Genomic DNA, 26,686 nt, shown 5'->3' with positions numbered 1-26,686 from the left:
GCGGGAACTTATTTGCGATGGCCGAGTGCGTGGGCCGCCCTGCGCATGAGCTGCGCGGCGCGCACCGGATCGGGCTCCATCAAGGCCAGCTGCTGCCAGGCCTCGGGATAATCCAGCTCGGCCGCGGCCTCCAGCCAGCGCCGGGCCGCCGCTTCGTCGCGCGGCAGGCCCTGCCCGTCCAGCAGCATGTTCGCCAGCAGGAACATGGCTTCCGGCATGCCGCGCGCAGCCGCCACGCCCAGCCAGTGCACGGCCAGCGCCGGGTCGTTGCCGCGATAAGCAAGGCCGCGCCGGAAAGCGATATCGCCTTCGTCGCCGTGCTGGGCCATGACGGGCTGGGCCATGACGGGCTGGGCCAGCACCAGCGCCGCCAGCGCCACGATCAGGCTGCGCTTCATTTCGACAGGTCCAGCGCGTACAGCGCCATGCCCTTGCCGCGGCCGTCGTCGGCCGCCAGCTGCGACACGTTGTGCAGGCCCGCGTCGCGGGCCAGGCCCACCATGCCGGGGGCCGAGGAAAATACCACCGGCCCGCTGGTGTCGACCCGCGCAAACCGCCAGCTGCGCGCCGCCCCGTTCGCTGCGCGCGTGAGCTGCTTCGCCTTTTTTACGTAGGCGATCAGGATGTCGCGGTTATTGTCCTGCGACGCGATCACGGTGCGGCTGCCGTCCAGCGCGGGGAAGTTGCCGCCGCCACTGGCGCGGTAATTATTGGTCGCGACCAGGAATTCCTGCGCGCCTGCGACCGGCTTGCCGCGCCAGGACAGCTTGCGGATCCGCTCGCCCGGGGGGCGCGTCACGTCGATCTCGTAGGACACGTCGGGCGAGGTAATCGTATCGAAGTTATAGCTCGGCACCGCGGCATTGACGAGCGCCTGCGGTTCGGTCTTGGCCGGGTCGATCGTATTGAAGCGCTGCGCCGCCTTTTCCAGCCACGCCTTGAGCTCGGCCCCATTGACCTTCACCGCATACAGCGCGTTCGGGTACAGGTACAGGTCGGCCGCGTGATTCAAGGCCAGGGCGCCCGGCTGCACATCGGTGTAATCGAGCGGGCCGGCCACGCCGCTCTTGAACGGCGCCGACACCGACAACACCGGCAGGTGCTTGTACTGCGGCAGGTTGGCGGCGACATAGTCCGCCACATAGGCGGCCTGCGCCTGGTTCACCACTTCGATCGCCGAGACGTCGCCCACGTCGGCGAAATAGCTGGCCATGCGGAAATCGGTCGCGCCCACCGGCGTCTGCACATAGCGGATAGTTGCCTCGTGCTCCTCCTTCACCAGCGCCATCACGGCCGGGTCGGCCTCGACAAAGGCCTTGGCGCCCGTCTGCGCGGCGCGCGCCTCGACCACCGTCTTGTCCTTCTGGACCACCCAGCGCCTGCCGTCATGCCTGAGCTGCAGCTGGATCACACCCAGGTGCTTGCCCCACAGGTTGGCCATCACGGTCGGCACGCCATGCACCGTTCCCCTGGCCTTGTCCACGCCCGGCAGGTTGAATTGCGGGACGGTGCTGGACGCATTGGGGAAGAGCTGGTGCGCGTGGCCCAGCAGCATGGCGTCGATGCCCGCCACCTGCGCCAGGTGCCAGTTGGCGTTTTCCATCGCCGGCGTGTACGGGCCGTTATCCAGGCCGCCGTGCGAGATCGCGATGACGAGGTCCGCGCCCTGCCTGCGCATCTCGGGAATGAATTTTTGCGCCGCCTCGCGCACGCCGGTGGTGTAGACGCGCCCCTCGAGCCAGCGCTTGTCCCAGGACATGATGGTGGGCGGCGTGAACCCGATGATCCCGACCCGCACCGTCGACATGACCGGCTTGCCGTTCGCATCGACAGCGCTGACCCGCTTGTCGATGATCGTGTAGGGGCTGAACAGCGGTTTCCTGGTCTTGCTGCTGTAGACGTTGGCCAGCACCAGCGGGAAGGCCGGGCCGGCGCAGCGTTTCTTCTGCCCGATGCCGGCGACCTGGAAGCGGCTGCCCGTCACCTGGTTGAGGAAAGCCAGCCCGTAATTGAATTCGTGGTTGCCGACCGCCGCCCCGTCGTATTTGAGGCGGTTCATGATCTTGTAGATGCCCAGGGTCTCGCCGCAGCCCAGCGGTTTGACCAGGGCCTGGTAGTCGGCCAGCGCATTGCCCTGGATCGTGTCGCCATTGTCCAGCAACAGGGTGTTGGCGAATTCCTGGCGCGCCTGCTGGATCAGCGTGGCGGTGCGATCCAGCCCATGCGAGGGCTCGGCGACCAGCTTGTAGTAGTCGTAGCCGACCACATTCGCGTGGAGATCGGTGGTTTCCAGCACGGCGAGCAGCGCGGTGGCGCCGGCCTTGGGAGGCGTGGCAGCGAGAGCCGGCACGCAGACGAGCGCGGACAGCAGCGCGATGCAGGTTTGATAACGCAGGAAGGTGGCCATGGCGGTTCCAGGGTGGAGAACCGGGCGATGATAAGGCAGTGCCGGGCCTTCCAGCAAGGCGCGCTCCCGCTGGGCCTCCCGCACTGCCTGCCTGTGGACGTCCTGGGGTATAATCGAAGGTTCGATTTAACCTACTTACCGGATTGCCCAGACCATGGAAGCTGAACGCATCAACGCCATTTCCGCCCTGCTCAACGACCTGACCGGTCGCGAAGCCGAACTTCGGAGGTATCTTTGACTTCGATCGGAAGTCGGAGAAACTAGAGCAGGTCAACGAAGAACTCGAAGATCCGACCGTCTGGAACGACCAGAAACGGGCGCTGGATCTCGGTAAAGAAAAGAAGGCGCTGGAAGGCGTCGTGCACACGCTCGAGAAGGCCAAGGCCGATCTCGCGGACGCGGCGGACCTGTTCGGCATGGCGCGCGAAGAAGGCGACGACGACACCATGGAAGCGGTCAGCAGCGACGTCGAAGCCGTGGGCAAGATCATCGAGCAGATGGAATTCCGGCGCATGTTCAGCAATCCGATGGACCATGCGAACTGCTTCATCGACATCCAGGCCGGCGCCGGCGGCACCGAAGCCCAGGACTGGGCCTCGATGCTGCTGCGCCAGTACCTGCGCTATTGCGAACGCAAGGGTTTCAAGGCCGAGATCCTGGAGCAGTCCGACGGCGAAGTCGCCGGCATCAAGACCGCGACCATCAAGGTCGACGGCGAATACGCCTATGGCCACCTGCGCACCGAGACCGGCGTGCACCGCCTGGTGCGCAAGTCGCCGTTCGATTCGGCCAACGGCCGCCACACGTCCTTTACTTCGCTGTTCGTGTATCCGGAAGTGGACGATTCGATCGAGATCGAGATCAACCCGGCCGACGTGCGCATCGATACCTACCGCGCATCCGGCGCGGGTGGACAGCACATCAACAAGACCGACTCCGCGGTACGCCTGACGCACGGCCCGTCGGGCATCGTGGTGCAGTGCCAGAACGACCGTTCGCAGCACCGCAACAAGGCCGAAGCCTGGGACATGCTGCGCGCCAAGCTGTTCGAGCTCGAGATGCGCAACCGCATGAGCGAGCAGCAGAAGCTCGAAGACTCCAAGACCGACGTCGGCTGGGGCCACCAGATCCGTTCCTACGTGCTGGACCAGTCCCGCATCAAGGACTTGCGTACCGGTTTCGAAACCGGCAACACCAAGAACGTTCTGGACGGCGACCTGGACGACTTCATCTCGGCGTCGCTCAAGCAGGGCGTGGGCGCGTGATGCAGGCCAAACGCGCTTTCGTGTTCGACATGGACGGCACCATCGTCGACAACATGGACTTCCACACGCGCTCGTGGATCACCTTCTTCGAGCGCCGCGGAAAGGCCATCGATGCGGACGAATTCTTCCGCGCCACGGCCGGACGCCAGGGCAAGGAAATCATCCGCGCCGAGATGGGCGAGGATCTCAGCGACGAGGACGTCGCGGTGCTCAACCACGAGAAGGAATCGGTCTACCGCGAGATCTATGCGCCGCACCGCAAGACCGTCGCCGGTTTCGACGCGCTCATCGCGCGCGCACAATCCGAGGGCGTCGAGCTGGCCGTGGCCACCGCGGCGCCGCCGGCGAACATCGAGTTCACCCTCGACGGCCTGGACCTGCGCCGCCATTTCAAGGTGGTGGTCGGCGCGGCCGACGTGGCGCGCGGCAAGCCGCATCCGGACGTGTTCCTGAAAGCGGCCGAACTGTGCGGCGTCCTACCAGCCGACTGCATCGTTTTTGAGGACGCGCCGCTGGGCGTGGAAGCGGCGCGCCGCGCCGGCATGCGCTGCGTGGTGCTCACCACCACCCTGCCGGCGTCGAGCTTCGCCGACTTCGACAACGTCATTGCGATTGCCGCCAATTTCTCCGAACTGCCGGCAGAGCTGCTGTTCGCCTGAATAACCCTATCAGAATCACCACTTCATCATGACTACGGAAAACCAAGACCAGTCGCCAGCTCCGGCCTTCGACGAAAACAAGATCATGGCCGAGCGCCGCGCCAAGCTGGCCACCATCCGCCAGCAGGGCATCGCCTTCCCGAACGACTTCGTCCCCCAGCACAAGGCTGCCGACCTGGCCGCCAGCTTCGAGGGCAAGAGCCGCGAAGAGCTGGAAGCCGAACCGGTTCCTGTCGTGATGGCCGGCCGCATGATGCTGCGCCGCGAAGCCGGCAAGAAGGCGGCTTTCGCGACCCTGCAGGACAGCTCGGGCCCGGCCGCTTCCGGCCGCATCCAGATCTACGTGACGCTCGACTCGGCCGGCGAAGCGGCCATGGATGCGCTGCGCACCTATGACCTGGGCGACATCCTGGGCGTCGAAGGCGCGCTGTTCAAGACCAAGACCGACGAGCTGACCGTCAAGGTGACGAAGCTGCGCCTGATCGCCAAGGCCCTGCGCCCGCTGCCGGACAAGTTCCACGGCCTGGCCGACCAGGAGACCAAGTACCGCCAGCGCTACGTCGACCTGATCATGAACGAAGAGACGCGCCGCACCTTCAAGGCGCGTACCGCCGCGATGAGCTCGATGCGCCGCTTCATGGAAGAAAACGGCTTCATGGAAGTCGAGACCCCGATGCTGCACCCGATCCCGGGCGGCGCCGCGGCCAAGCCTTTCGTCACCCACCACAACGCGCTGGACATGGAAATGTACCTGCGCATCGCGCCGGAGCTCTACCTCAAGCGCCTGGTGGTGGGCGGCTTCGACCGCGTGTTCGAAGTCAACCGCAACTTCCGCAACGAAGGCGTGTCGGTCCGTCACAACCCGGAATTCACGATGATGGAATTCTATGCGGCCTACACCGACTACAAGTGGATCATGAATTTCACCGAGCAGGTGATCCGCCAGGCGGCGATCGATTCGAACGGCAGCGCGGTGCTGAGCTACGGCGGGCGCGAGCTCGACCTGTCCAAGCCCTTCCAGCGCCTGACCATCGTCGAAGCGATCGACAAGTATGCGCCGGGCTATACGCCGGAGCAGCTGAACGATCCGGAATTCATCAAGCAGGAACTGAAGAAATTCGGCGTCAAGCCCTTCGCCACCGCCGGCCTGGGCGCGCTGCAGCTGGCCCTGTTCGAGGAAACCGCCGAAGCCCTGCTGTGGGAACCGACCTTCATCATCGACTATCCCGTGGAAGTCTCGCCGCTGGCGCGCGCCTCGGACGCCCGCGAAGGCATCACCGAGCGCTTCGAGCTGTTCATGGTGGGCCGCGAGATCGCCAACGGCTTCTCGGAGCTGAACGATCCGGAAGACCAGGCAGCGCGTTTCCTGGCGCAGGTCGCGGCCAAGGATGCCGGTGACGAGGAGGCGATGTTCTTTGATGCCGACTACATCCGCGCGCTGGAATACGGCATGCCGCCGGCCGGCGGCTGCGGCATCGGCATCGACCGCCTGATGATGCTCATCACCGATTCGCCGAACATCCGCGACGTGCTGCTGTTCCCGCACCTGCGCAAGGAAGACTGATCGAGGGCGTGCAAACGCCCAGGCAAAAAAAGGCGGCCCGCGCAAGCGGAGCCGCCTTTTTACTTCACTGGACCACGGTATAGCAAGGCGTGTAGGCCTTGCCCGGCAGCTTCATGCGGCTCTGTTCCACGAAGGACGCCAGCAGCGCATCCATCGGCCCCATGATCGCGCTCTCGCCCTGGATCTCGTACTTGCCGAACTGCTCGATCGCGCGGATGCCCTCTTCCTTCACGTTGCCGGCAACGATGCCCGAGAACGCGCGGCGCAGGTTCGCGGCCAGGATGTGCGCTTCCTGGTTGCGGTGCAGCTTCAGGTTGCGCATGTTCTCGTGCGTGGGACGGAAGGGCTTCTGGAACTCCGGATCGATCTTCAGGCGCCAGTTGAAGTAATAGGCGTCGCTGTGCGCCTTGCGGAAGGCCCGCACTTCGGCGATCCCGGCGGACATCGCGCGCGCGACCGCTTGCGGATCGTCGATGATGATCTGGTAGCGCTGCTGCGCAGCCGGACCGAGCGTGAGGCCGATGAAGGCGTCGATCTGGTCGAAATAGGCGCGCGAGGTCGCCGGTCCCGTGAAGATGAGCGGGAAAGGCATTTCGGCGTTTTCCGGATGCAGCAGGATGCCGAGGATGTACAGGATTTCCTCGGCCGTGCCCGCGCCGCCCGGGAACACGATGATGCCGTGACCGGTGCGGACAAACGCTTCCAGGCGCTTTTCGATGTCCGGCATGATCACCAGGTCGTTCACGATCGGGTTCGGCGACTCGGCCGCGATGATGCCCGGCTCGGAAATCCCGAGGTAGCGCCCGCCGTTCATGCGCTGCTTGGAGTGGCCGATCGCCGCGCCTTTCATCGGCCCCTTCATGGCGCCGGGACCGCAGCCGGTGCAGATATCGAGCTCGCGCAGGCCCAGCGCATAGCCGACTTCCTTCGTGTAGTTGTATTCGATGCGGCTGATCGAGTGTCCGCCCCAGCACACCACCAGGTTTGGACTGCGCTGCGGCTGCAGCACGTTGGCATTGCGCAGGATATGGAAGACCGCGTCGGTAATGCCATCCGGGCGGTTCAGGTCGAAGCGCGGATTGTCGGTGACTTCGAAATGCACGTACACGATATCGCGCAGCACCGAGAACAGGTGCTCGTGGATACCGCGGATCATCTTGCCGTCGACGAAGGCAATGCCGGGGGCGCCGCGGATCTCGAGCTTGATGCCGCGCTCGCGCTGCAGGATGTTGATCTCGAAGTCGCGGTAGCGCTCCAGCAGTTCCTTGCCGTCGTCGGTCGAGCTGCCGCTATTGAGGACCGCCAGCGCGCACTTGCGGAATATGTCGTACAGGCCGGCCTTGCTGGTGTCCAGGAGCTTGGTGACTTCTGCTTTCGACAGGACTTCGAGGCGACCTTCCGGAGAAATGAGGATATCGACTACTTCATGGGTCATGATTTTATTTTCCCTATCTGGCGATGTAACAGTCTGGCTAATCGCCAATATACGCCAAAGCGCAAGCTTTTGCCCCCACGATATGGGCAATCCCGGTGCGATACGCAGGCGCCGCACCGCGCGTTTAGGCCGTCAATACCACAACCCGAAAAAGTTCGCTTGCGATGACCGATTTACACTAAAATGCGTGCCAGTTGGAATTTTCGGGCAACCGATCGCTCCATTAAAAAACGTCTATTCAGATAACTATTTCGGGAGGACCCGCATGAGCGGTGCAGCTGCTACACCTGGCAACAAAGCCATTCCAGAGTTCAAACAGATCATGGGCCATCCGGCGCCACTGTGGATGCTGTTCATGACGGAATTCTGGGAGCGCTTCGCGTTCTACGGCATCCGTTGGGCCCTCGTGCTCTACATCGTCGCCCAGTTCCACGGCGGCGCCACCAGCGGCCAGCAAGAGGCCAACCTGATCTACGGTTCCTACCTGGCACTGGTGTACGCCGGCGCCGTCTTCGGCGGCTATGTGGCCGACCGCGTCATCGGCTACCAGCGCTCGATCCTGGTGGGCGCCGTCTTCATGGCGGCCGGCCTGTTCATGATCACGCTGCCGAACGAAGACATCTTCAAGCTCGGCCTGGCCACCATCATCGTCGGCAACGGCATGTTCAAGCCGAACATCTCGGCCATGGTCGGCCAGCTGTATGCGCTGCACGACACCCGCCGCGATTCGGGCTTCACGATCTTCTACATGGGCATCAACGCCGGCGCCTTCTTCGCGCCGATCGTGACCGGCCTGCTGGCGCAGGAATTCGGCGACGGCACGACCCCTGCCTACAAGGTGGTGTTCGCCGCTGCCGGCGTCGGCATGCTGCTGGCGCTGGTGTGGTTCTTCATCGGCCGCAAGCAGCTCAAGGGCATCGGCGCACCGGTCGGCGAACTGGCCAGCCCGAAGCGCCTGATCGGCGTGATCGTCGGCTCGCTGGTCGTGATCCCGGTGGTCTACCTGCTGCTGCGCCTGGGCGCGGCAACCCTGCAGATCGTGCTGTCGGTGATGTTCGTCGTCCTGGCGCTGATGCTGATCGTCGAAGGCGTCCGCGAAGGCAAGGTCGCACGCGACAAGACCATCGCCATGATGATCATCTTCTTCTTCAACATCCTGTTCTGGTGCTTCTTCGAGCAGGCGGGCAGCTCGTTCACCTTCCTGGCCGACCAGATCGTGAACCGCGACTTCCTGGGCTTCTCGATCCCGGTCGCCTACTTCCAGTCGGTCAACGCCGTCGCGATCATCATCTTCGCGCCGATCATCGCCGCGGTCTGGGTCATGCTGGGCAAGCGCAACGTCAACCCGTCGATCCCACGCAAGTTCGGCTTAGGAATCATCATCAACGGCCTGGCCTTCGGCCTGCTGATGTACGCACTGTCGCAGCTGCTCGACCCGGTCGGCCAGATCCCGGCCTGGACCCTGCTGGCGGTGTACACGATCCAGTCGATCGGTGAACTCTGCCTGTCGCCGATCGGCCTGTCGATGGTCACCAAGCTGGCCCCTACCCGCCTGGTGGGCCTGGGCATGGGCGGCTGGTTCCTGTCGACCGGTATCGGCAACAACCTGTCGGGCATCTTCGCCTCGCACGTCTCGGGCGACGCCGGCATGTCGGTGGCTTCGGCCCTGGACGGCTACACCTCGGGCTTCTGGATCCTGCTGATCGGCGGCGTGCTGCTGTTCCTGCTCGCACCGCTGATCCAGAAACTGATGCACGGCGTGAAGTAAGCGTCCGACCTGCTAATGAAAACGGCGGCCTGCGGGCCGCCGTTTTTCATGGACTGTCGCGATCCATCGTGGCCCGCAAGGCATCCATCTCGGCCACCATCCACTGCTTGAAACGCTGCACCTTGAGCATGTGCTCCTTGTGCGGATTGGCCAGGAAGCGGTAGCCGCTGTCAAAGGGCGCGTTGCGGCAGGGAATCCGGCGCAGGGCGCCAGATTCGATGTCCTGGAAGGCGATCCCGTAAGGCACCAGGGCCACGCCCTGCCCCGCCACGGCGGCCTGCACCAGCACGCCCCAATGCGAATAGCCGCGCGAGAAATCGTACTTGCCCTTGAGCGCGCGGTTCTCGTTCAGGAGCTGCAGCCAGGCCTGCGGCGACTGCACCACCAGCAGGCTGTGCCCGGCCAGGTCGGCCAGCGTCAAGGCATCCTGCCCGGGCGCCAGCAGCTCGGGGCTGTACACCGGCACCAGGCGCTCGTGGAACAGCACCGACGGGTCGCCCACGCTCACCGGCCCATAGCGCACCGCCACGTCGGTGCTGTCGGCCTGCAGGTCGACCGGCGCGTCGTTCGAATCGATGCGGATGTCCAGTTCCGGGTACAGCTTGGTGAAGCGGTGCATGCGCGGCACCAGCCACTTGATGGCGAAGGAATGCGTGGTCGAGATCCGCAGCACCGCTTCCTCGTCGCCGCACTGCAGCGCCGCCAGCTTGGCGCGCAGCTCGCCCAGCATGCGGCTGGTGGCGATGGCCAGTTCCTGGCCTTTCTCGGTCAGCGCGATATGGCGCGGATGGCGCACGAACAGCGCGAAACCGACGTTTTCCTCGAGCTGCTTGACTTGCAGGCTCACCGCCGCGGGGGTCTTGTGCAGCTCGCGCGCAGCAAGCTTGAAACTGCCCCAGCGGGCAGCGCAGTCGAAATCGATGAGCCCGGACAGGCTGCGCAGGGGCTTCATGCGCCCTCCATGCATAAGTTTTTCTTATTCAATGCTACTGCTTTTTCTCGGTTGATGAATTTTGCTGCTTTGCAGAAAATATACTCGATCCTACAAGGAAAAGTCATGCCCAAGAATACGTTGGTGATAGGCGGTACCCGGTTTATCGGCAAGCTCCTGGTCCAGCGCCTGCTGCGCGCCGGCCACTGCGTGACCATCGCCACGCGCGGCTATGCACCCGACCCCTTCGGCGCGCGCATCGCCCGCGTGCGCGTCGACCGCCGCAGCGAAGCGGCGATGCGCAACGCCTTCCGCGACGCCTCCTTCGACCTGGTCTACGACCAGATGTGCTATTCGCCGCTGGACGCCGCCATCTCGGTGCGGGTCTTTGCCGGCAAGGTCGGGCGTTATGTAATGACGTCGACCATCGATGCCTACCGCGGGCTGGCCTGTACCCAAGGGGCGCTGCCCGAAGACGCGCTGCAGGTGCAGGCCCGGCGGATCGATACCGCCTATCCCTGGCACGACCCGGCGCTGGCCATCGAGAGCTATGTGGCGGGCAAGGTCCAGGCCGAGGCCTACCTGGTGCGCGACGGCAGCCTGCCGCTGGCGACCGTGCGCCTGGCCCACGTGCTGGGCGGGCCCGAAGACTTTACCGGCAGGCTCGCGCATTACGTCGACCTGGTGCGGCTGCGCGCTCCCCTGCGCTACGCCAATGCCGCGGCGAAGGTGTCGTTCATGGAAGCCTCGGGCGCGGCGGATTTCCTGGCCTGGGCCGGGGCGCAGGATTTCACCGGCGCGGTCAATGCGGCGGACGATGGCGCGCTGTCGGCGCTGGACCTGCATGCGCGGGTAGCGCGGGTGCTGGACGAGGCGCCGCGCTCCCTCAGGGTCGCCGAGCCCGCGCAGCCAGGCGTGTTGTCGCCCTTCGATTTCGCCGCGCCGCTGGTGCTCGATACCTCGCGCGCCACGGCGCTCGGCTACCGTTTCGGGCACACGGACGAGTGGATGGAGGACGCGATCCGCCATCACGACCTGGCGCACGTCTGAACGCGCAATGGATAAAGAAACGGCCCGGGATCTCCGGGCCGTTGCCGTTTAGCGCTTGGCTTTTTCCCGCGCCACCCAGTACAGCAGCGCGATGATGAGTGCATACGGGATCAGGGTCAGCAGGTTCGCGCTCTCGCCCGCGAAGAACGGGTTCGACGCCTCGGCCCATTTCACCATGGTGCTGTCGAAATCGGTCAGTACGCCGGCCGTGATGGCGATGATGATGCCGGCCAGCGCGCCGCCGGCGATATAGCCGGATGCCAGCAGCGTGCCCGAGCTGCGGTCGCCCGCGGCCTGGCGCTCCTCGTCGCTCATCTTCTGGTTCTGCGGCAGCCTGTTGTTGCCGCGGTCGGCCAGCCAGCGCACCAGGCCGCCGACGGCGATCGGGAGCGTCGAGACCAGCGGCAGGTACACCCCAACCGAGAAGGCCAGGGCCTGCACGCCCGCCATCTCCAGCACCACCGAGATCGTCACGCCGAACAGCACCAGGGTCCAGGGCAGTTCGCGGTCGAGGATGCCCTTGATGATATAGGACATCAGCACCGCCTTGGGCGCATCGTATTTCTTCACTTCGGTGCCGTCGGGACGGGTCTTGTGGGTGCCGTTGATACCCGGATCGACCAGGTAGGCCAGCTTGCCGTCGTCGCGCACCAGGTACTTGCCGGCCGGCCCGCCCACGGTGTCGCGCTTTTGCCAGACCTTGTAGGTATTGGGATCGCCTGCCGCCTGCGGGCCCTGGAGCTGGGCCGTCTGGGTCAGCCTGGAGGCGTCGACCGTGACGCCGGGGGCCACCTGGGCCGCCGGCACATAGACCGTGCCCGCGTCGTTGAGCTTGAGCAGGATCGGTCCGAGGATCAGCGCCGAGGCAAAGGCGCCGCACAGGATCGCGTACTGCTGCATGCGCGGGGTCGAACCGACCAGGTAGCCGGTCTTGAGGTCTTGCGAGGTGGTGCCGGCGTTGCTGGCGGCGATGCAGACGATCGCGCCTACCGACAGCGCGGTGACGTAATACTGGCCGCCGGTCCAGCCCATCAGCAGGAAGATCAGGCAGGTGAACAGCAATGTCGCCACCGCCATGCCCGAAATCGGATTCGACGAGGAACCGACTTCGCCGGTCAGGCGCGAAGACACGGTCGCGAACAGGAAGCCGAACACCAGGATCAGCAAGGCGCCCAGCAGGTTCATGTGCAGCGGGGTCGCCACCGTAATGATGGCGATGATGGCCAGGCAGCCGATCACGACCCACTTGAGCGGGATGTCCCGGTCGGTGCGCAGGACCGCGCCGCCAGCCGTGCCTGCAGCGCTGCCCTTGCCCATGCCGGACAGGCCGCCGGTGAGCCCCTTCCAGATGGTGGGCATCGAGCGCACCAGCGAGATCAGGCCGCCCGCGGCCACGGCGCCGGCGCCGATGTAGAGCACGTAGGCATTGCGGATGTCGTCAGGGCCCATGTCCTTGATCAGCATCGTGCCCGGCGACAGCGGCACGGTGAGCAGCTCGCCGAAGAATTTGATCATCGGGATCATGAGCAGGTAGGACAGCACCCCGCCCGCAGCCATGGTGAAGGCGATGCGCGGGCCGATGATGTAGCCCACGCCCAGCAGTTCCGGCGAGACTTCGGCGCCGGCCGACCCGCCCTTGAGCGGGGCGGCGAATTCGAAGTTGACGTAGTCGCGCCAGCCCTTGAAGGACACGCTGAGGGTCTTGTACAGCAGGCCGATGCCGAAACCGCCGAAAATGATCATGGCGCGGCGCTTGGCTTCGAGAGCGGCGCTTGAACCGGCTTCGCGCACTTCGCCGGCCGCTTCGCGCGAGGTTTCGGTGGCGGCGGCCTTGAGCACTTCGGCGCAGGCCGTGCCTTCCGGGTACTTCAGTTCGCGGTGGGCGTCGACGATCATGGTGCGGCGCATCGGGATCATCATCAGGATGCCCAGCAGGCCGCCCAGCACACCCACCAGCATCACGCGCGATATCTCCAGGTCGAAGCCGAGGATCATAATCGCCGGCATGGTCACGCCGAGGCCGAAGGCGAGCGACTCGCCGGCCGAGCCGGCGGTCTGGGTGATGCTGTTTTCCAGGATGGTCGATTCGCGCGCGCCGAACTTCCTCGCGGTATGGAACAGCGTGATGGCGATCACCGCCACCGGAATCGAGGCGCTCACCGTCAGGCCGACCTTGAGCACCAGGTAGAGCGAGGAAGCGCCGAAGATCATGCCCAGCACCACACCCATGAGCAGGGCGCGCAGCGTCATCTCGGGCAGTTGCGCGCTGGCCGGAATATACGGCTTGAACGCGGCGGTGGCGTGATCGGGCGGTGGATCGTAAGGCATGGGCTTCCTTCGGAATGCTGACTGGCAGGGGGCTGAATCCGTGACTATCGCACATGCCGAAATGGAATGAAAGCGGTTTAAGGGGGTAGAATTGGCCCCGACGGCCACCCGCGGCACCGGCCTTACCTCGAGAGTCAAGCAGTGAGCAAGCAAGTCGACAACACCGCCACACCACCCGGCCGGCGCCTGCGCCGCCTGCGCAACGCCCTCCTCCTGGTCCTCGCCGCCGCGCTCCTGTTCGGCGCGGGCGCCGCGATCTACCTGATGTCGGCCATCCTGCCGAACGTGCCCAGGATCGACGCGGTACTGGATTACCGCCCCAAGATCCCGCTGCGTGTTTACACGGCAGACAATGTCCTGATCGGCGAATTCGGCGTCGAGCGCCGCGACTTCCTGCCGATCGCGCAGGTCCCGCCGCTGATGAAGTCCGCGCTGCTGGCCATCGAGGACACCCGTTTCTACGAGCATGGCGGCATCGACTGGATCCGCGCGGCCGGCGCGGCGCGCTCGAACCTGCGCGGCGGCTTCCGCCAGGGCGCCTCGACCATCACCATGCAGGTGGCGCGCAACTTCTTCCTGTCGCGCGAGAAGCTGGTGTCGCGCAAGCTCACGGAGATCGCGCTGGCCTACCGCATCGAGGACGCGCTCACCAAGGACCAGATCCTCGAGCTGTACATGAACCAGATCTACCTCGGCAACCGTTCCTACGGCTTTGCCAGCGCGGCGCACGGCTATTTCGGCAAGTCGCTGCAAGAGCTCACGCTGGCGGAGACGGCGATGCTGGCCGGCCTGCCGCAGAACCCGTCGCGCCACAACCCGGTGGTCAACCCGAAGCGCGCGCAGCTGCGCCAGCACGCGGTGCTCAAGCGCCTGCGTGAACTGGGCGACATCGATGAAGCGGACTACCGCCAGGCCCTGGCCGAACCGCTGCGCATCAAGCGCGGGCCCCAGGCCTTCGACACCAAGGCCGACTACGTGGCCGAGCTGGCGCGCCAGGCCGTATTCGCGCAGTTCGGCGAAGCCGCCTACGAGCGCGGCATCGTGGTCACCACCACCATTCTCAAGGCCGAGCAGGATGCGGCCTACGAATCGGTGCGCCGCAACGTGCTGGACTACGACCAGCGCCACGGCTACCGCGGTCCGGAAGCGCGCATCGCGCTGCCGCCCGACCCGGCGCAGCGCGAGGAAGCCATCGTCGAGGCGCTGCAGCAGCGCCCGTCGAGCGACGGCCTGCTGCCTGCGGTGGTGCTGGCCGCGTCCAGCCAGGCGGTACGGGTGGAAACCCTGGCCGGCGACGAGCTCGTCATCGAGGGCGCAGGCTTGAAATTCGCCGCGAAGGCGCTGTTGCCGACTGCACGGGAGGCGCTCGCCATCACGCCCGGCGCGGTCATCCGCATCAGCCGCCGCGGCAAGGACGGCAAGGACGGCTGGGGGATCACCCAGGTGCCGCAGGTGGCCGCCGCCTTTGTCGCCATCGACGCCGACACCGGCGCCTACCACGCCCTGGTCGGCGGCTTCGACTACAACCTGCAGAAGTTCAACCACGTCACGCAAGCCTGGCGCCAGCCGGGTTCCGCCATCAAGCCCTTCGTCTACGCGGCGGCGCTCGACAAGGGCTATTCGCCGGGCACCCGCATCCTCGACGAAGCGCTCGACATGCCGGGCGAGAACGCGGGCGCGACCTGGTCGCCGCAGAACGACGACGGCGTCTTCAGCGGCCCGGTCACGATGCGCTATTCGCTGGCGCACTCCAAGAACGTCACGACCGTGCGCCTGCTGCGCGCCGTGGGCGTGGACTACGCCCACGACTACCTGGGCCGCTTCGGCTTCGACCTGCCGCGCCACGCCAGGAACATGACGCTGGCGCTGGGCACGGGGGCCGTCACGCCGCTGCAGATGGCGGGCGCCTATGCGGTCTTCGCCAACGGCGGCTACCGGGTCAAGCCCTACCTGATCTCCCAGATCCGGGACGGCAACGGCAGCATCATCCTGGAAAACAAGCCGGCGGCAAGGCAGGACAGCGACCGCGTGCTCGATGCCCGCAACGTCTTTATCGCCGACTCGATGCTGCGCGACGTCACCCGCTACGGCACCGGCGCCGCGTCGGTGCAAAAACTCGGCCGTAACGACATCGCCGGCAAGACCGGCACCACCAGCGACGCGATCGACGGCTGGTTCGCGGGCTATGGCGGCAAGGTGGTCGCGGTGGCCTGGATGGGCTATGACGAGCCGCGCTCGCTGGGCGGGCGCGAATTCGGCGCCACCTTGGCGCTGCCGATCTGGATCGACTACATGCGCGTGGCTTTAGCCAAGCTGGCGCCGCAGCCGGAGCAGGTCGAGCCGGAAGGCGTGGTGCGCGAGAACGACGACTGGGTCTATGCGGAGTTCGCCGAGCGGCCGGACTTGCGCAGCATCGACATCGAGCAGGCGCCGGACGAAGCGGTGCAGCCCGAGGAACCCGAGCCGGGCGAAGAGGCAACGCCCGCGGCGCCCGTCGCACCTGTTGCGTCGCCGCAACCGCCTGCGGCGTCGCCGCTGTTCTAGGCTATCCTGGCCGGGTTCCCGCAGGCCTGCTGCGCGTTGCGGGAACCCGCGGGCCGTTCCCCGGTCTGTCCCTTGGCGGTCCGCATCGCGCAACCAACCTGAGGAGATCAGCATGGCTTACGTCGACGGCTTCATCCTTCCCCTTCCCACATCGAACATCGAGCGTTACCGCGAAGTCGCCGCGAACGCGGGCGCCATCTGGCGCGAGCATGGGGCGTTGCAGTTCCGCGAGTGCATCGCCGAAGACGTCAAGCCGGGCAAGCTGACCTCCTTCCCGCAAGCGGTCAACCTGGAAGACGGCGAGACCGTGGTCTTCTCCTGGATCGTCTATGCATCGCGCGAACAGCGCGACGAAGTCAACGACAAGGTCATGAAAGACCCGCGCATGGCCGAGCTCATGAAGCCGGAAGCCATGCCTTTCGATGGCAAGCGCATGGTCTACGGCGGCTTCGAGATGCTGGTCGACCTCTAGCCCTCTCCGACATTGCGTAAACTGACGGCCTTTAGCCCCCCGCGCGCCACAGCAGGCGGGGCCTGATCCGGCGCGTCCAGCGCCGCGTGCACACATTCGGCAGGATGTTGTCAATCTTTACGCACGGCGTTTCCCAAAAGTCACATCCGACAAGGAAAAGTGTCAGAACCTGGTCACAGTCAATTGACAAGGCGGCTGATGGCATGTCAACATCAATTTCCTCAAATCAACCAATTCCATCCGGAGCAACTCCATGCATGCAGCCCCCCTGTCGTTCTCGTCCGCCGACCTGGCATCACAGCTCGACAACTGCACGCCTGAACAGCTCGACGAACTCGACTTCGGGGTGATCGGCTTCGATGCCGACACCAATGTGCGCCTGTATAACGCCTTCGAATCCCAGGCCGCCGGCCTGTCGCCGCAGCGCGTGCTGGGCCAGCCGCTGTTCACCACCGTTGCGCCCTGCCTGAACAACTTCATGGTTGCCCAGCGCTTCGACGACGCCCTCGACGAGGGGACGGTGCTGGACGACACCATCGACTACGTGCTGACCCTGCGCATGCGCCCGGTGAAGGTGGCCCTGCGCCTGCTGGCCAGCCCGGGCGGCGCGCACCGCTACGTCCTTGTGCAGCGCCAGGTGCGTACACCGGCATGAACGACCAGGTGGACGACATTGAACAGCTGCGCGCCGAGCACGAGGCGCTGATCCAGTTCCTGTACCTGGCGCCGGTCGGCCTGGTGCAGGCCGATATCGACGGCGCCATCTCCATGATGAACCCGATCTCGGCCCAGCTCCTGATGCCCCTGTCGCGCGACGGCGGGCTCGATAACCTGTTCGCCGCCCTGGAAGGCGTGGCGCCCGACCTGCGCCACCTGTGCCGGGTCTTCGACCGCCCGAGCGGCAAGATCTGCGACGGCCTGCACGTGCACCTGAACGCTGGTTCGGCGAGCAAGACCGGCAGCAAGATCCCGCAGATCCTGGCGATCACCCTGCTCAAGCTCGACGCCCAGCGCCTGATGGCCGTCATCGACGACGTCACCCTGCAGGTGCGGCGCGAGCGCCAGCTGCGCCAGAACGATGCCTGGCTCAACGCCATCCTGACCGGCATCACCGACTACGCACTGGTGGCGATCGACGCCCACGGCGCCATCACCGACTGGAACCCGAGCATCGGCCGCGTCACCGGCTTCGGCACGGACGCCGTCGGCCAGCCGTATTCGATCTTCTGCCCGCCCGACGCGATGACGCCCGAGCGCGTGCTCGACCGCCTGCGCGAGGCCGACAACGACGGCTGGAGCCTGGACGAAGGCAAGCGCATGCGCGCCGACGGCAGCAGCTTCTGGGGCAGCGCCCTGATCGCGCCCCTGCCCGACCGCGAGCCCGAGGGACCGGCGTACTGCCTGATTCTGCGCGACATCACCGACAAGCGCGAAGCGAGCGAACGGCGCCGGCGCGAAGCCTTCGGCGACTACCTGACGGGCCTGGCCAACCGCCGCGCCTTCTTCGAGGCGGCCGAGCAGGAACTGGCGCGCAGCCGGGTGGTGCCGCGCTCGACCTCCGTGATCACCTTCGATGCCGACAACTTCAAGGCCATCAACGACCGCTACGGCCACCCGGGCGGCGATACCGTCCTGCAGCACCTGGCCGGCATCCTGGCCGAGACCTTCCGCGAAGTCGACGTCGTGGCGCGCATCGGCGGCGAGGAATTCGCCGTGCTGCTGCCGTCGACCGACCTGCCGCGGGCGGCGGTGGTGGCCGAGCGCCTGCGCTCCGTGATCGCCTCGCAGGTGGTGCATTTCGACGGCAACCGCATCCGCTACACCGTCAGCGCCGGCGTGGCCTGCGTGCACGACGCCGAAGGCGGCATCGACCTGCTGCTCAAGCGCGCCGACCAGGCCTTGTACGCCGCCAAGCGCGCCGGCCGCAACCGCGTCGAACGCTGGCGTCCGGAGCTCGCCGCCGCGCCCGCGCACCAGGCCCAGCCCAGGACGGAAGGGACCAGCAATGCTGAATGACCCGAGCGACGCCTACGAAACCCTGGTCCAGTTCCTGTACCGCGCCCCGATCGGGCTGGCGCAGATGAACCTGGCTGGCGCCGTCGACATGCTCAACCCGATGGCCTCGAACCTCCTGATGCCGCTGGCGGGCGAGGAAGGCCTGGACAACCTGTTCGCGGTCCTGGCGCCGATCGCACCCCAGCTACCGCAGCTGGCGCGCGACTTCGCCGGGACCACGGGCGTGATCTGCGAAGGCCTGCGCGCCGTCATGCCGCCGGCGAATACCGTGCCGGGCGCGCCGCAGGTGCTGGCAATCAGCCTGATGAAGCTCGACGCCGACCGCCTGATGGCGGTGGTGGCCGACGCCACGCTGGAGGTGCAGCGCGAGCAGGAGACCCTGTCGCGGCGCCTGCGCAACGCCGCCCGCACCGACCTGCTCACCCGCATGCCCAACCGCGAAGCGGTGCGCGAGCAGCTGCAGCGCATGCTGGCCCGCCCCGCCCCGGAGGCCGGGGAACCGGCGGCCAGCTTCGCGGTGCTGTTCATGAATTGCGACCGCTTCCGCCGCATCAACGACACCCTCGGCCAGGCCGCGGGCGACGCCCTCCTGGTGCAGATCGGCGAGCGGATCCGCGGCGCGCTGCGGCCGCCGAGCGACCGCATGGATACCCGCGGCGGCACCGGCCAGCTGGCCGCGCGCGTGGGCGGCGACGAATTCGTCGTCGTCCTCGACGGCATGCGCTCGCGCGAAGACGCCGAGCGTGTCGCCGGCCGCCTGCTCGACACCCTGGCGCTGCCTTACCGGGTGCAGGGCCACGAAGTCGTCTGCGGCACCAGCCTGGGGCTGGCCTGGGGCGCCGCCTGCGGGCACGACGCCGACGAAGTCCTGCGCGACGCCAGCATCGCCATGGCCGAGGCCAAGCGCGCCGGCGGCGCGCGCCACCTGGTGTTCGAAGCCACGATGCGCGAACGCGCCGCGCGCCGCGCCGGCATCGAGGCCGAGCTGCGCCAGGCAGTCGCCGAAGAACAGCTGTTCGTGGTCTACCAGCCGGTCGTCGGCCTGCTGGCGGACGGCGGCACCGACCACGCGGCCGGCGTCGAGGCGCTGGTGCGCTGGCGGCATCCGCAGCGCGGCGTGGTGCCGCCGATCGAATTCATCACGGTGGCCGAAGAATGCGGCTTGATCGGCGCGGTGGGCGACTTCGTGCTGGAGCGTTCCTGCCGCGACTTCATGGACTGGCAGGCCCGCCTGGGCGAGGCCGCCCCACGCCTGATCGCGGTGAACCTGTCGCGCGCGCAGCTGGGCCAGCCCGGCTGGATCGACAGCGTGCGCCGCATCCTGGAGCTCACCGGCATGCCGCCCGAGCAGCTGCAGCTGGAAGTGACCGAAAGCCTGGCCGCGCAGGACCAGGGCATCCAGCAGCGCCTGCACGAACTCAAGGCGATGGGCATCCAGCTCGCGCTCGACGACTTCGGCACCGGCTATTCCTCGCTCTCCAGCCTGCACCTGCTGCCGGTCGATACTGTCAAGATCGACCGCTCATTCGTGAGCCAGGCCGACACCAGCCAGCACCACCGCGTGCTGATCGAGGCCACCGTGAAAGTGGCGCAGAGCCTGGGCATGAAGACCGTGGCCGAGGGAATCGAGACCCAGTCGCAGGCCGACGTGGTGCGGGCCCAGTGCTGCGCCAAGGGCCAGGGCTATTTCTACAGCCGCCCGCTGCCTGCGCCCGAACTGCTGGACTGGCTGGCGAGCCACCAGCAGGTCGCGGTATAACAGGCCGTACGTCTACTCCTACAGCCGCTGGAGCGGTGCGCCGCTTTCATGCTTGAACTCGCCTTCGCATGATGGTGGTTCAACCCAACTCTAGGAGAAGCACATGAAGCGCACCCTCCACGGCGCCCTGCTCGGCAGCATCATGGCACTGGCCCTCACCGCCTGCAGCTCGACCGGCACCACCACCGATTCCGGTTCGACGATGGGCACCTCGGGCTCGGCCGGCAGCACCGGCACCATGACCGACACCCCGGTCGGCTCCACGAGCGGCACCACCACCACCGGCACCACGACGCCGGCCACGACCACCAGCACGCCCGCGCCGCAGACCAAGCCGTAAGCACGCGGTGGGGGTCGTCGCTCGTGCATGCTGTCCATGACCGTGTGGCCATTCCCCGCCAAGCAAGCTCGTCTGTAGGTGAGGGGCTTATCAGATCGTACGTCCTGTCCTACATTCGCTAACGCTGTGTTCCTATTTCATGCGCCCGCGCCTGCTCGCATGATGGGATACCCATCCACAACAAGGAGAAACCGCATGAAGAACAGCTTCCAAGGCACCCTGCTGGGCGGCCTGATGGTCCTGGCGCTGGCAGCCTGCACGACGCCTTCCACCACCGATTCGGCCACCGGAACAGCCAGCGGCACCTCGAGCAGCTCGGGCGCCACCGGCACCATGGGAACGAGCGGCACCGGCACCGGCACGGGTACCTCCGGCGCGAGCGGCACCAACACCGGCACCACCAACAGCGCGATCGGCACCACCCCGACCACCCCGCCACCGGCCACCACGACGCCAAGCTCGGGCACGGGTAGCTGATCGGTTCGCGACAGGTCGGCAGTCTGTCACGCAGTCCCCTCGGATGGCGTCGCCTGGCGACTGCCATCCGCTTCCCTTGCTTCCTGCCTGCTCAGGTAGAATCCTCAAGTCCACTGGCCTGAGCTTCTACCCTTATGAAAAACTGGTTTGCGCGCTGGCTCGGGGCTTCCCCCCGTCCTGGGGAGGCTGCGCCCGAGGCCCTGCCGGCTCCTGTGGCAGGAACGACATCGACGCCTGAGGCACCGAACGTGGCCGCAGGCGTTGTTAATCCGCCACCATCGCTCGACCTGGACCTGCATTTTTACCGCTGGCTGTTGGGGACGGTCGCGCATGCTGGCGAGGCGCCCGAGCAATTGATTCTGGACGAGCTGGCACGGCTGCTACGCCAGCCCGATGCCGCCGCCGGCCTGGTGCCGCGCGTGCCGGCCGTGATTCCCCAACTGCTGCGCAGCCTGCGCGACGACTGCATGTCGCCGGCCGACCTGGCGCGCCAGCTGTCGCAGGACGTGACCCTGGTGGCCGAAGTCATCCGCGAAGTCAACAGCCCCTTCTACGGGCCCACGGCAAAGGTCGCCAATATCGAGGGCGCCCTCCTGCTGCTGGGCCAGAATGGCCTGCGCATGCTGCTGGCGCGGGTCGCCTTCCGTCCCGTGATCGGCGCCCAGACCGGACGCCTGGCGCGCCAGGCCGCGCCGCAGGTCTGGAGCCTGTCCGAATACTGCGCCCAGGCCGCCAGTATGGCCGCGCCCGCGCGCGGCGCCGATCCGTTCGAGGCCTACCTGGCGGGCTTGAGCCGCAACGTGGGCCTGATCGTGGCCTTCCGCCTGGCCGACCAGGTCGCCGGCGCGCAAGGCCTGCCGCGCTCCGACGCGTTCGCACTGGGCTTGCAGGACAGCGCACGCGTGCTGTCGGCGCGGATCGCGGCCTGGTGGCAACTGCCGCCGCCGGTGAGCATGGCGATCCTCCAGGCCGGCCAGCCGGACGCCCCGCCGCTGGCGCAGGCGCTGCACCTGGGCGAGCGCCTGGCCAGGCTGCGCATGCTGGCCGAGGCCGGCGCGGAAGGTGCGCAAGAAGCCGCCGCCGGACTCGCGGGCGAGGAACGGCGCATCTTCGACAAGCTTCGCAAGGGGGAGGATTGATGGGTTTCCAGATCGAGCAGAAACTGGTCATTGCGGTGGCCTCGAGCGCGCTGTTCGACCTGTCGGCGTCGCACCAGGTGTATGTCGACGAGGGGCCGGACGCCTACCGCGGCTACCAGGAACGCCACCTCGACGTCATCCTGGGCAAGGGCGTGGCTTTTTCCTTCATCCGACGCTTCCTGGACATCAACCGCTGCTTCCCCCAGGAGGCGCCGGTGGAGGTCGTGCTCCTGTCGCGCAATTCGCCCGAGACCGGCCTGCGCGTGATGCGCTCGATCGCCCACAATGGCCTCGACATCTCGCGCGCGGCCTTCATGAATGGCGGCACGCCCTATTCCTACCTGGGAGCCTTCAACGCCTCGCTGTTCCTGAGCGCGCACGAGGAAGACGTCAAGTCCGCGATCGCGATGGATTATCCGGCCGGCCTGGTGCTGCCTTCCCGCATCGCCGACGACGAGGACGATGCCGAGCTGCGCGTGGCCTTCGACTTCGACGGCGTGCTGGCCGACGACGAATCGGAGACCGTCTTCAAGCGCAGCGGCCTGGACGAATTCCACGCCCACGAGCGGCTGCACATGGCGCGCCCGCACCAGCCCGGGCCGCTGGCCGACATGTTCCAGAAGCTGGCCATGATGCAGCGCCTGGAGGACGAGGCCCAGCGTCGCGACCCGGCCTACCGCAAGGTGGTGCGCATCGCGATCATCACCGCGCGCAGCGCGCCCTCGCACGAGCGGATGGTGAACACGCTCAGGAGCTGGGGCGTGTCGGCCGACGAGACTTTCTTCCTGGGCGGGATGAACAAGGCGCGCGTGCTGTCGGTGTTCCGGCCGCACATCTTCTTCGACGACCAGCTGACCCACCTGCAGTCCGGACCGGGCGGGACGATCCCGATGGTGCACGTGCCCTTCGGGATCGCCAACCGGCGCCTTGCCGAGCCTTCCTAGCCCCACCGTCGGGCAGCCGAGCCGACGGCACGCCGCGCCAGGTGCGTCGCGCACGGCGGCCGCAAGCGCCTTCGTCTATAATGGACAGCCCCTTTTGCGAACCTTTTTGCAAACGTTCTTGCAAACATCCACGCGCGCTCAATGCCCTTCGATCTCCAGAAAAACCTTCCCAAACCAGGCACCCGTTTTGCGCTGCCGAACCTGCACGGCTCGAGCGACGCCTATGCGCTGGCCACCGCCGCGCTGGCCCTGAAGGCCAAGGGGCAGAACCTGACCGTGATCGTGGCCAATGCGTCTGACGGCCAGCGCCTGCTCGACGAGATCCCCTGGTTCGCCGACGGGGCCCTGGCCTGCCACCTGCTGCCCGATTGGGAAACCCTGCCCTACGACGCCTTCTCGCCGCACCAGGACCTGGTCTCGGAGCGCCTGGCCACCCTGCACGAGATCCGCAACGGCCAGTGCGACGTGCTGCTGGTGCCGGCCACCACCGCCTTGCAGCGCCTTGCCCCACCCTCCTTCCTGGCGGCCTATACCTTCTTCTTCCGCCAGGGCGAACGGCTCGACGAAGCCAGGCTCAAGGCCCAGCTGACGCTGGCGGGCTATTCGCATGTGTCGCAGGTGATGTCGCCGGGCGAATACTCGGTGCGCGGCGGCCTGATCGACCTGTTCCCGATGGGCTCCGTGCTGCCCTACCGCCTCGATTTGTTCGGCGACGAGATCGACACCATCCGCACCTTCGACGCCGATACCCAGCGCTCGCTCTACCCGGTCAAGGAGGTGCGCCTGCTGCCGGGCCGCGAATTCCCGATGGACGAGGCCGCGAGGACCGCTTTTCGCGGCCGCTGGCGCGAGCGCTTCGAGGGCGATCCTTCGCGCTCGCCGATCTACAAGGACATCGGCAGCGGCATCGCCTCGGCCGGCATCGAATACTACCTGCCTCTGTTCTTCGACGAGACGGCCAGCCTGTTCGACTACCTGCCCAAGGACACCCTGCTGGCCCTGGTGGGCGACATCGAGGCGGCCATCCAGCGCTTCTGGGTCGATACCGAATCGCGCTACAAATTCCTCAAGAGCTCCCGCGAGCGTCCGCTGCTCGAGCCGCGCGAACTGTTCCTCAGCGCCGAGCAGTTCTTCACCTGCGCCAAGCCGCACGGGCGCTGGACGATCGCGCGCGATCCTGCCCTGCCGGCGTCCGAGCTGTCGGCGCCGATTCCCGACGTCTCGGTCAACCGCCGCCTGGACGATCCGCTGGCCAGCCTGCGCGCCTTCATCGACCGCAGCGACGCGCGCGTGATGATCTGCGCCGATTCGGCCGGACGCCGCGAGACCCTGCAGCAGTATTTCCACGAGTACGGGCTGGAGCTCACGCCGGTCGAAGGCATCGAGGGCCTGCGCGCCGCCGGCAGCCGGCTGACGCTGGGCGTGGCGCCACTGCAGGCCGGTTTCGAGCTGACCGAGGCCGACGCCGGGCGCCTGGTGTTCATCACCGAGACCGAGCTGTATGCGGGCTCGGGCCGCCGCGCCGGCAAGAAGAAGCAGGAAGCGACGAGCCAGGTCGAATCGATGGTGCGCGACCTGTCGGAGCTGAAGATCGGCGACCCGGTAGTGCACATCAACCACGGCATCGGGCGCTACATGGGCCTGACCAGCATGGACCTGGGCGAAGGCGAAACCGAGTTCCTGCACCTGGAATACGCCAAGGACACCAAGCTGTACGTGCCGGTCTCGCAGCTGCACGTGATCTCGCGCTATTCGGGCACCTCGCCCGAAGACGCGCCCCTGCACTCGCTCGGCTCGGGCCAGTGGGACAAGGCCAAGAGAAAAGCCGCCGAGCAGGTGCGCGACACCGCCGCCGAGCTGCTCAACCTGTACGCGCGCCGCGCGGCGCGCCAGGGCCACGCGTTTGAATACTCGAGCACCGACTACGAGAACTTCGCCGGCAGCTTCGGCTTCGACGAGACGCCGGACCAGGCCGAGGCCATCCACAACGTGATCAAGGACATGACCTCGGGCCGCCCGATGGACCGCCTGGTCTGCGGCGACGTCGGTTTCGGCAAGACCGAAGTCGCGCTGCGCGCAGCCTTCATTGCCGTCATGGGCGGCAAGCAGGTGGCGATCCTGGCGCCGACCACGCTGCTGGCCGAACAGCATGCGCAGACCTTTGCCGACCGCTTCGCCGACTGGCCGGTGAAGATCGCCGAGCTGTCGCGCTTTCGCACCGGCAAGGAGATCAACAATGCGATCAAGGGCATGGCCGACGGCACCCTCGACATCGTGATCGGCACGCACAAGCTGCTCTCGCCGGACGTGCAGTTCACGCGCCTGGGCTTGGTCATCATCGACGAGGAACACCGCTTCGGCGTGCGCCAGAAGGAAGCCCTGAAAGCCCTGCGCGCGGAAGTGGATGTGCTCACGCTCACCGCCACGCCGATCCCGCGCACGCTGGGCATGGCGCTGGAAGGCCTGCGCGACTTTTCCATCATCGCCACCGCACCGCAAAAGCGCCTGGCGATCAAGACGTTTGTCCGCAGCGAAGACGGCTCGATCATCCGCGAAGCCTGCCTGCGCGAACTCAAGCGCGGCGGCCAGATCTACTTCCTGCACAACGAGGTCGAAACCATCGAGAACCGCCGCGCGATGCTGGAAAGCCTGCTGCCGGAAGCGCGCATCGGCGTGGCCCATGGCCAGATGCACGAGCGCGACCTGGAAAAGGTCATGCGCGACTTCGTGGCGCAGCGCTTCAACATCCTGCTGTGCACGACCATCATCGAGACCGGCATCGACGTGCCGACCGCAAACACCATCATCATGCACCGCGCCGACCGCTTCGGCCTGGCGCAGCTGCACCAGCTGCGCGGCCGGGTCGGCCGTTCGCACCACCAGGCCTATGCCTACCTGCTGGTGAGCGACGTGATGACCCTGACCAAGCAGGCGCAGCGCCGGCTCGATGCGATCCAGGCGATGGAAGAACTGGGCAGCGGCTTCTACCTGGCCATGCACGACCTCGAGATCCGTGGCGCGGGCGAAGTGCTGGGCGAAAACCAGTCCGGCGAGATGCTGGAGATCGGCTTCCAGCTGTATTCCGACATGCTGAGCGAGGCGGTGCGCTCGCTCAAGGCCGGCAAGGAGCCGGACCTGGCCGCGCCGCTATCCTCGACCACCGAGATCAACCTGCACGTGCCGGCCCTGCTGCCGTCCGACTATTGCGGCGACGTGCACGAGCGCCTGTCGATCTACAAGCGCCTGGCCAATTGCGAAAGCCAGGACAAGATCGACGGCATGCAGGAAGAACTGATCGACCGGTTCGGCAAGCTGCCCGAGCCGGTCAAGGCGCTGATCGAAACCCACCGCCTGCGCATTGCAGCCAAGTCGGTCGGCATCGTCAAGATCGACGCGCACGGCGAAGCGGCCAACCTGCAGTTCATGGAAAAGCCGCCGATCGACCCGATCAGGATCATTACCCTGATCCAGAAGAACCGCCACATCAAGCTGGCCGGCCAGGACAAGCTGCGCATCACCGCCAGCATGCCCGACCTGGCGGCGCGCGTGACGCAACTGAAGACCACCATCAAACAACTGCTGGCTTGA

20 protein-coding genes are annotated in these 26,686 nt (G+C 66.5%); 15 read left to right on the top strand and 5 right to left on the bottom strand.

Annotation, left to right across the window (positions count from 1 at the left end):
• Positions 1–8: 8 nt before the first annotated feature.
• Positions 9–398, bottom strand: coding sequence for a tetratricopeptide repeat protein (locus tag AC3XQU_RS08940; RefSeq protein WP_489873805.1), 390 nt, complete (start codon positions 396–398; stop codon positions 9–11).
• Positions 395–2,407, bottom strand: a complete 2,013-nt coding sequence (locus tag AC3XQU_RS08935) for a bifunctional 2',3'-cyclic-nucleotide 2'-phosphodiesterase/3'-nucleotidase (RefSeq protein ID WP_489873804.1) — start codon at positions 2,405–2,407, stop codon at positions 395–397. The genes AC3XQU_RS08940 and AC3XQU_RS08935 overlap by 4 nt, the downstream gene beginning before the upstream one ends.
• A 154-nt stretch (positions 2,408–2,561) precedes the next feature.
• Between AC3XQU_RS08935 and prfB the strand changes: the two genes are divergently transcribed.
• The 3 genes from prfB (at position 2,562) to lysS (ending at position 5,895) form a co-directional block, all read left to right on the top strand.
• Positions 2,562–3,672 (top strand): peptide chain release factor 2 gene (gene prfB / locus AC3XQU_RS08930; protein ID WP_489873803.1). Its coding sequence is split into 2 segments (ribosomal slippage): positions 2,562–2,642 and positions 2,644–3,672, totalling 1,110 coding nucleotides; the frame shifts between segments, so codons are not numbered across the junction.
• Positions 3,672–4,331, top strand: a complete 660-nt coding sequence (locus tag AC3XQU_RS08925; RefSeq protein WP_489873802.1) for an HAD family hydrolase — start codon at positions 3,672–3,674, stop codon at positions 4,329–4,331. The genes prfB and AC3XQU_RS08925 overlap by 1 nt, the downstream gene beginning before the upstream one ends.
• 28 nt (positions 4,332–4,359) lie before the next feature.
• Positions 4,360–5,895, top strand: coding sequence for a lysine--tRNA ligase (gene lysS / locus AC3XQU_RS08920; RefSeq protein ID WP_489873801.1), 1,536 nt, complete (start codon positions 4,360–4,362; stop codon positions 5,893–5,895).
• 64 nt (positions 5,896–5,959) lie between these two features.
• Here the strand turns inward: lysS and ppnN are convergent, their stop codons facing one another.
• Positions 5,960–7,330: a nucleotide 5'-monophosphate nucleosidase PpnN gene (ppnN, locus tag AC3XQU_RS08915; RefSeq protein WP_489873800.1), complete on the bottom strand. Its 1,371-nt coding sequence runs from the start codon at positions 7,328–7,330 to the stop codon at positions 5,960–5,962.
• Positions 7,331–7,595: 265 nt separating this feature from the next.
• Here ppnN and AC3XQU_RS08910 point away from each other — a divergent pair, with 265 nt between their 5' ends.
• The gene (locus AC3XQU_RS08910; RefSeq protein ID WP_489873799.1) at positions 7,596–9,098 is read left to right on the top strand and encodes a peptide MFS transporter; all 1,503 of its coding nucleotides are present in this window, start codon (positions 7,596–7,598) and stop codon (positions 9,096–9,098) included.
• Between the two features lie 46 nt (positions 9,099–9,144).
• Here the strand turns inward: AC3XQU_RS08910 and AC3XQU_RS08905 are convergent, their stop codons facing one another.
• Complete coding sequence (locus tag AC3XQU_RS08905) at positions 9,145–10,050, bottom strand: LysR substrate-binding domain-containing protein (protein WP_489873798.1); 906 nt, start codon at positions 10,048–10,050, stop codon at positions 9,145–9,147.
• 105 nt (positions 10,051–10,155) lie between these two features.
• On the opposite strand from AC3XQU_RS08905, the gene AC3XQU_RS08900 reads away from it, so the two are divergent.
• Positions 10,156–11,079, top strand: a complete 924-nt coding sequence (locus AC3XQU_RS08900) for an NAD-dependent epimerase/dehydratase family protein (protein ID WP_489873797.1) — start codon at positions 10,156–10,158, stop codon at positions 11,077–11,079.
• Positions 11,080–11,127: 48 nt separating this feature from the next.
• Here the strand turns inward: AC3XQU_RS08900 and AC3XQU_RS08895 are convergent, their stop codons facing one another.
• Positions 11,128–13,407 carry an OPT family oligopeptide transporter gene (locus tag AC3XQU_RS08895; protein WP_489873796.1) on the bottom strand — a complete coding sequence of 760 codons (2,280 nt, stop codon included), beginning with the start codon at positions 13,405–13,407 and terminating at the stop codon, positions 11,128–11,130.
• Between the two features lie 141 nt (positions 13,408–13,548).
• Between AC3XQU_RS08895 and AC3XQU_RS08890 the strand changes: the two genes are divergently transcribed.
• The 10 genes from AC3XQU_RS08890 to mfd all read left to right on the top strand — a co-directional run bounded on the left by AC3XQU_RS08890 (position 13,549) and on the right by mfd (position 26,686).
• Positions 13,549–15,951 (top strand): penicillin-binding protein 1A, encoded by a 2,403-nt coding sequence (locus AC3XQU_RS08890; RefSeq protein ID WP_489873795.1) that lies wholly within the window; start codon positions 13,549–13,551, stop codon positions 15,949–15,951.
• Positions 15,952–16,063: 112 nt separating this feature from the next.
• Positions 16,064–16,423 carry a DUF1428 domain-containing protein gene (locus tag AC3XQU_RS08885; RefSeq protein ID WP_489873794.1) on the top strand — a complete coding sequence of 120 codons (360 nt, stop codon included), beginning with the start codon at positions 16,064–16,066 and terminating at the stop codon, positions 16,421–16,423.
• A gap of 253 nt (positions 16,424–16,676) precedes the next feature.
• Complete coding sequence (locus tag AC3XQU_RS08880) at positions 16,677–17,078, top strand: PAS domain-containing protein (protein ID WP_489873793.1); 402 nt, start codon at positions 16,677–16,679, stop codon at positions 17,076–17,078.
• A complete protein-coding gene (locus tag AC3XQU_RS08875) occupies positions 17,075–18,439 on the top strand; it encodes a GGDEF domain-containing protein (protein WP_489873792.1) in 1,365 nt (454 codons plus the stop codon). The genes AC3XQU_RS08880 and AC3XQU_RS08875 overlap by 4 nt, the downstream gene beginning before the upstream one ends.
• Positions 18,429–20,198: a putative bifunctional diguanylate cyclase/phosphodiesterase gene (locus AC3XQU_RS08870; protein ID WP_489873791.1), complete on the top strand. Its 1,770-nt coding sequence runs from the start codon at positions 18,429–18,431 to the stop codon at positions 20,196–20,198. The genes AC3XQU_RS08875 and AC3XQU_RS08870 overlap by 11 nt, the downstream gene beginning before the upstream one ends.
• A 103-nt stretch (positions 20,199–20,301) precedes the next feature.
• On the top strand, positions 20,302–20,538 hold the full coding sequence (locus AC3XQU_RS08865) for a hypothetical protein (protein WP_489873790.1): 237 nt from the start codon (positions 20,302–20,304) through the stop codon (positions 20,536–20,538).
• A gap of 195 nt (positions 20,539–20,733) precedes the next feature.
• Positions 20,734–21,015: a hypothetical protein gene (locus AC3XQU_RS08860; protein ID WP_489873789.1), complete on the top strand. Its 282-nt coding sequence runs from the start codon at positions 20,734–20,736 to the stop codon at positions 21,013–21,015.
• A 248-nt stretch (positions 21,016–21,263) separates the two neighbouring features.
• Positions 21,264–22,154, top strand: a complete 891-nt coding sequence (locus tag AC3XQU_RS08855; RefSeq protein WP_489873788.1) for an HDOD domain-containing protein — start codon at positions 21,264–21,266, stop codon at positions 22,152–22,154.
• Positions 22,154–23,098 (top strand): 5'-nucleotidase, encoded by a 945-nt coding sequence (locus tag AC3XQU_RS08850; RefSeq protein ID WP_489873787.1) that lies wholly within the window; start codon positions 22,154–22,156, stop codon positions 23,096–23,098. The genes AC3XQU_RS08855 and AC3XQU_RS08850 overlap by 1 nt, the downstream gene beginning before the upstream one ends.
• A gap of 141 nt (positions 23,099–23,239) precedes the next feature.
• Complete coding sequence (mfd, locus tag AC3XQU_RS08845) at positions 23,240–26,686, top strand: transcription-repair coupling factor (protein WP_489873786.1); 3,447 nt, start codon at positions 23,240–23,242, stop codon at positions 26,684–26,686.

It is taken from the genome of Telluria sp. AZSoR62 (genome assembly GCF_058111565.1).
The sequence above is the reverse complement of the archived record's forward strand: the minus strand, read 5'-3'. Positions and strand labels throughout refer to the sequence as shown.

Bases quoted from the DNA above. Each gene is read 5' to 3' on its own strand.
- AC3XQU_RS08905 (WP_489873798.1), bottom strand. From the start codon at position 10,050: ATGAAGCCCCTGCGCAGCCTGTCCGGGCTCATCGATTTCGACTGCGCT.
- ppnN (WP_489873800.1), bottom strand. From the start codon at position 7,330: ATGACCCATGAAGTAGTCGATATCCTCATTTCTCCGGAAGGTCGCCTC.
- AC3XQU_RS08880 (WP_489873793.1), top strand. From the start codon at position 16,677: ATGCATGCAGCCCCCCTGTCGTTCTCGTCCGCCGACCTGGCATCACAG.
- AC3XQU_RS08865 (WP_489873790.1), top strand. From the start codon at position 20,302: ATGAAGCGCACCCTCCACGGCGCCCTGCTCGGCAGCATCATGGCACTG.
- AC3XQU_RS08895 (WP_489873796.1), bottom strand. From the start codon at position 13,407: ATGCCTTACGATCCACCGCCCGATCACGCCACCGCCGCGTTCAAGCCG.
- AC3XQU_RS08935 (WP_489873804.1), bottom strand. From the start codon at position 2,407: ATGGCCACCTTCCTGCGTTATCAAACCTGCATCGCGCTGCTGTCCGCG.
- AC3XQU_RS08885 (WP_489873794.1), top strand. From the start codon at position 16,064: ATGGCTTACGTCGACGGCTTCATCCTTCCCCTTCCCACATCGAACATC.
- AC3XQU_RS08870 (WP_489873791.1), top strand. From the start codon at position 18,429: ATGCTGAATGACCCGAGCGACGCCTACGAAACCCTGGTCCAGTTCCTG.
- AC3XQU_RS08875 (WP_489873792.1), top strand. From the start codon at position 17,075: ATGAACGACCAGGTGGACGACATTGAACAGCTGCGCGCCGAGCACGAG.
- AC3XQU_RS08910 (WP_489873799.1), top strand. From the start codon at position 7,596: ATGAGCGGTGCAGCTGCTACACCTGGCAACAAAGCCATTCCAGAGTTC.
- mfd (WP_489873786.1), top strand. From the start codon at position 23,240: ATGCCCTTCGATCTCCAGAAAAACCTTCCCAAACCAGGCACCCGTTTT.
- AC3XQU_RS08900 (WP_489873797.1), top strand. From the start codon at position 10,156: ATGCCCAAGAATACGTTGGTGATAGGCGGTACCCGGTTTATCGGCAAG.
- AC3XQU_RS08925 (WP_489873802.1), top strand. From the start codon at position 3,672: ATGCAGGCCAAACGCGCTTTCGTGTTCGACATGGACGGCACCATCGTC.
- AC3XQU_RS08940 (WP_489873805.1), bottom strand. From the start codon at position 398: ATGAAGCGCAGCCTGATCGTGGCGCTGGCGGCGCTGGTGCTGGCCCAG.
- AC3XQU_RS08850 (WP_489873787.1), top strand. From the start codon at position 22,154: ATGGGTTTCCAGATCGAGCAGAAACTGGTCATTGCGGTGGCCTCGAGC.
- AC3XQU_RS08860 (WP_489873789.1), top strand. From the start codon at position 20,734: ATGAAGAACAGCTTCCAAGGCACCCTGCTGGGCGGCCTGATGGTCCTG.
- lysS (WP_489873801.1), top strand. From the start codon at position 4,360: ATGACTACGGAAAACCAAGACCAGTCGCCAGCTCCGGCCTTCGACGAA.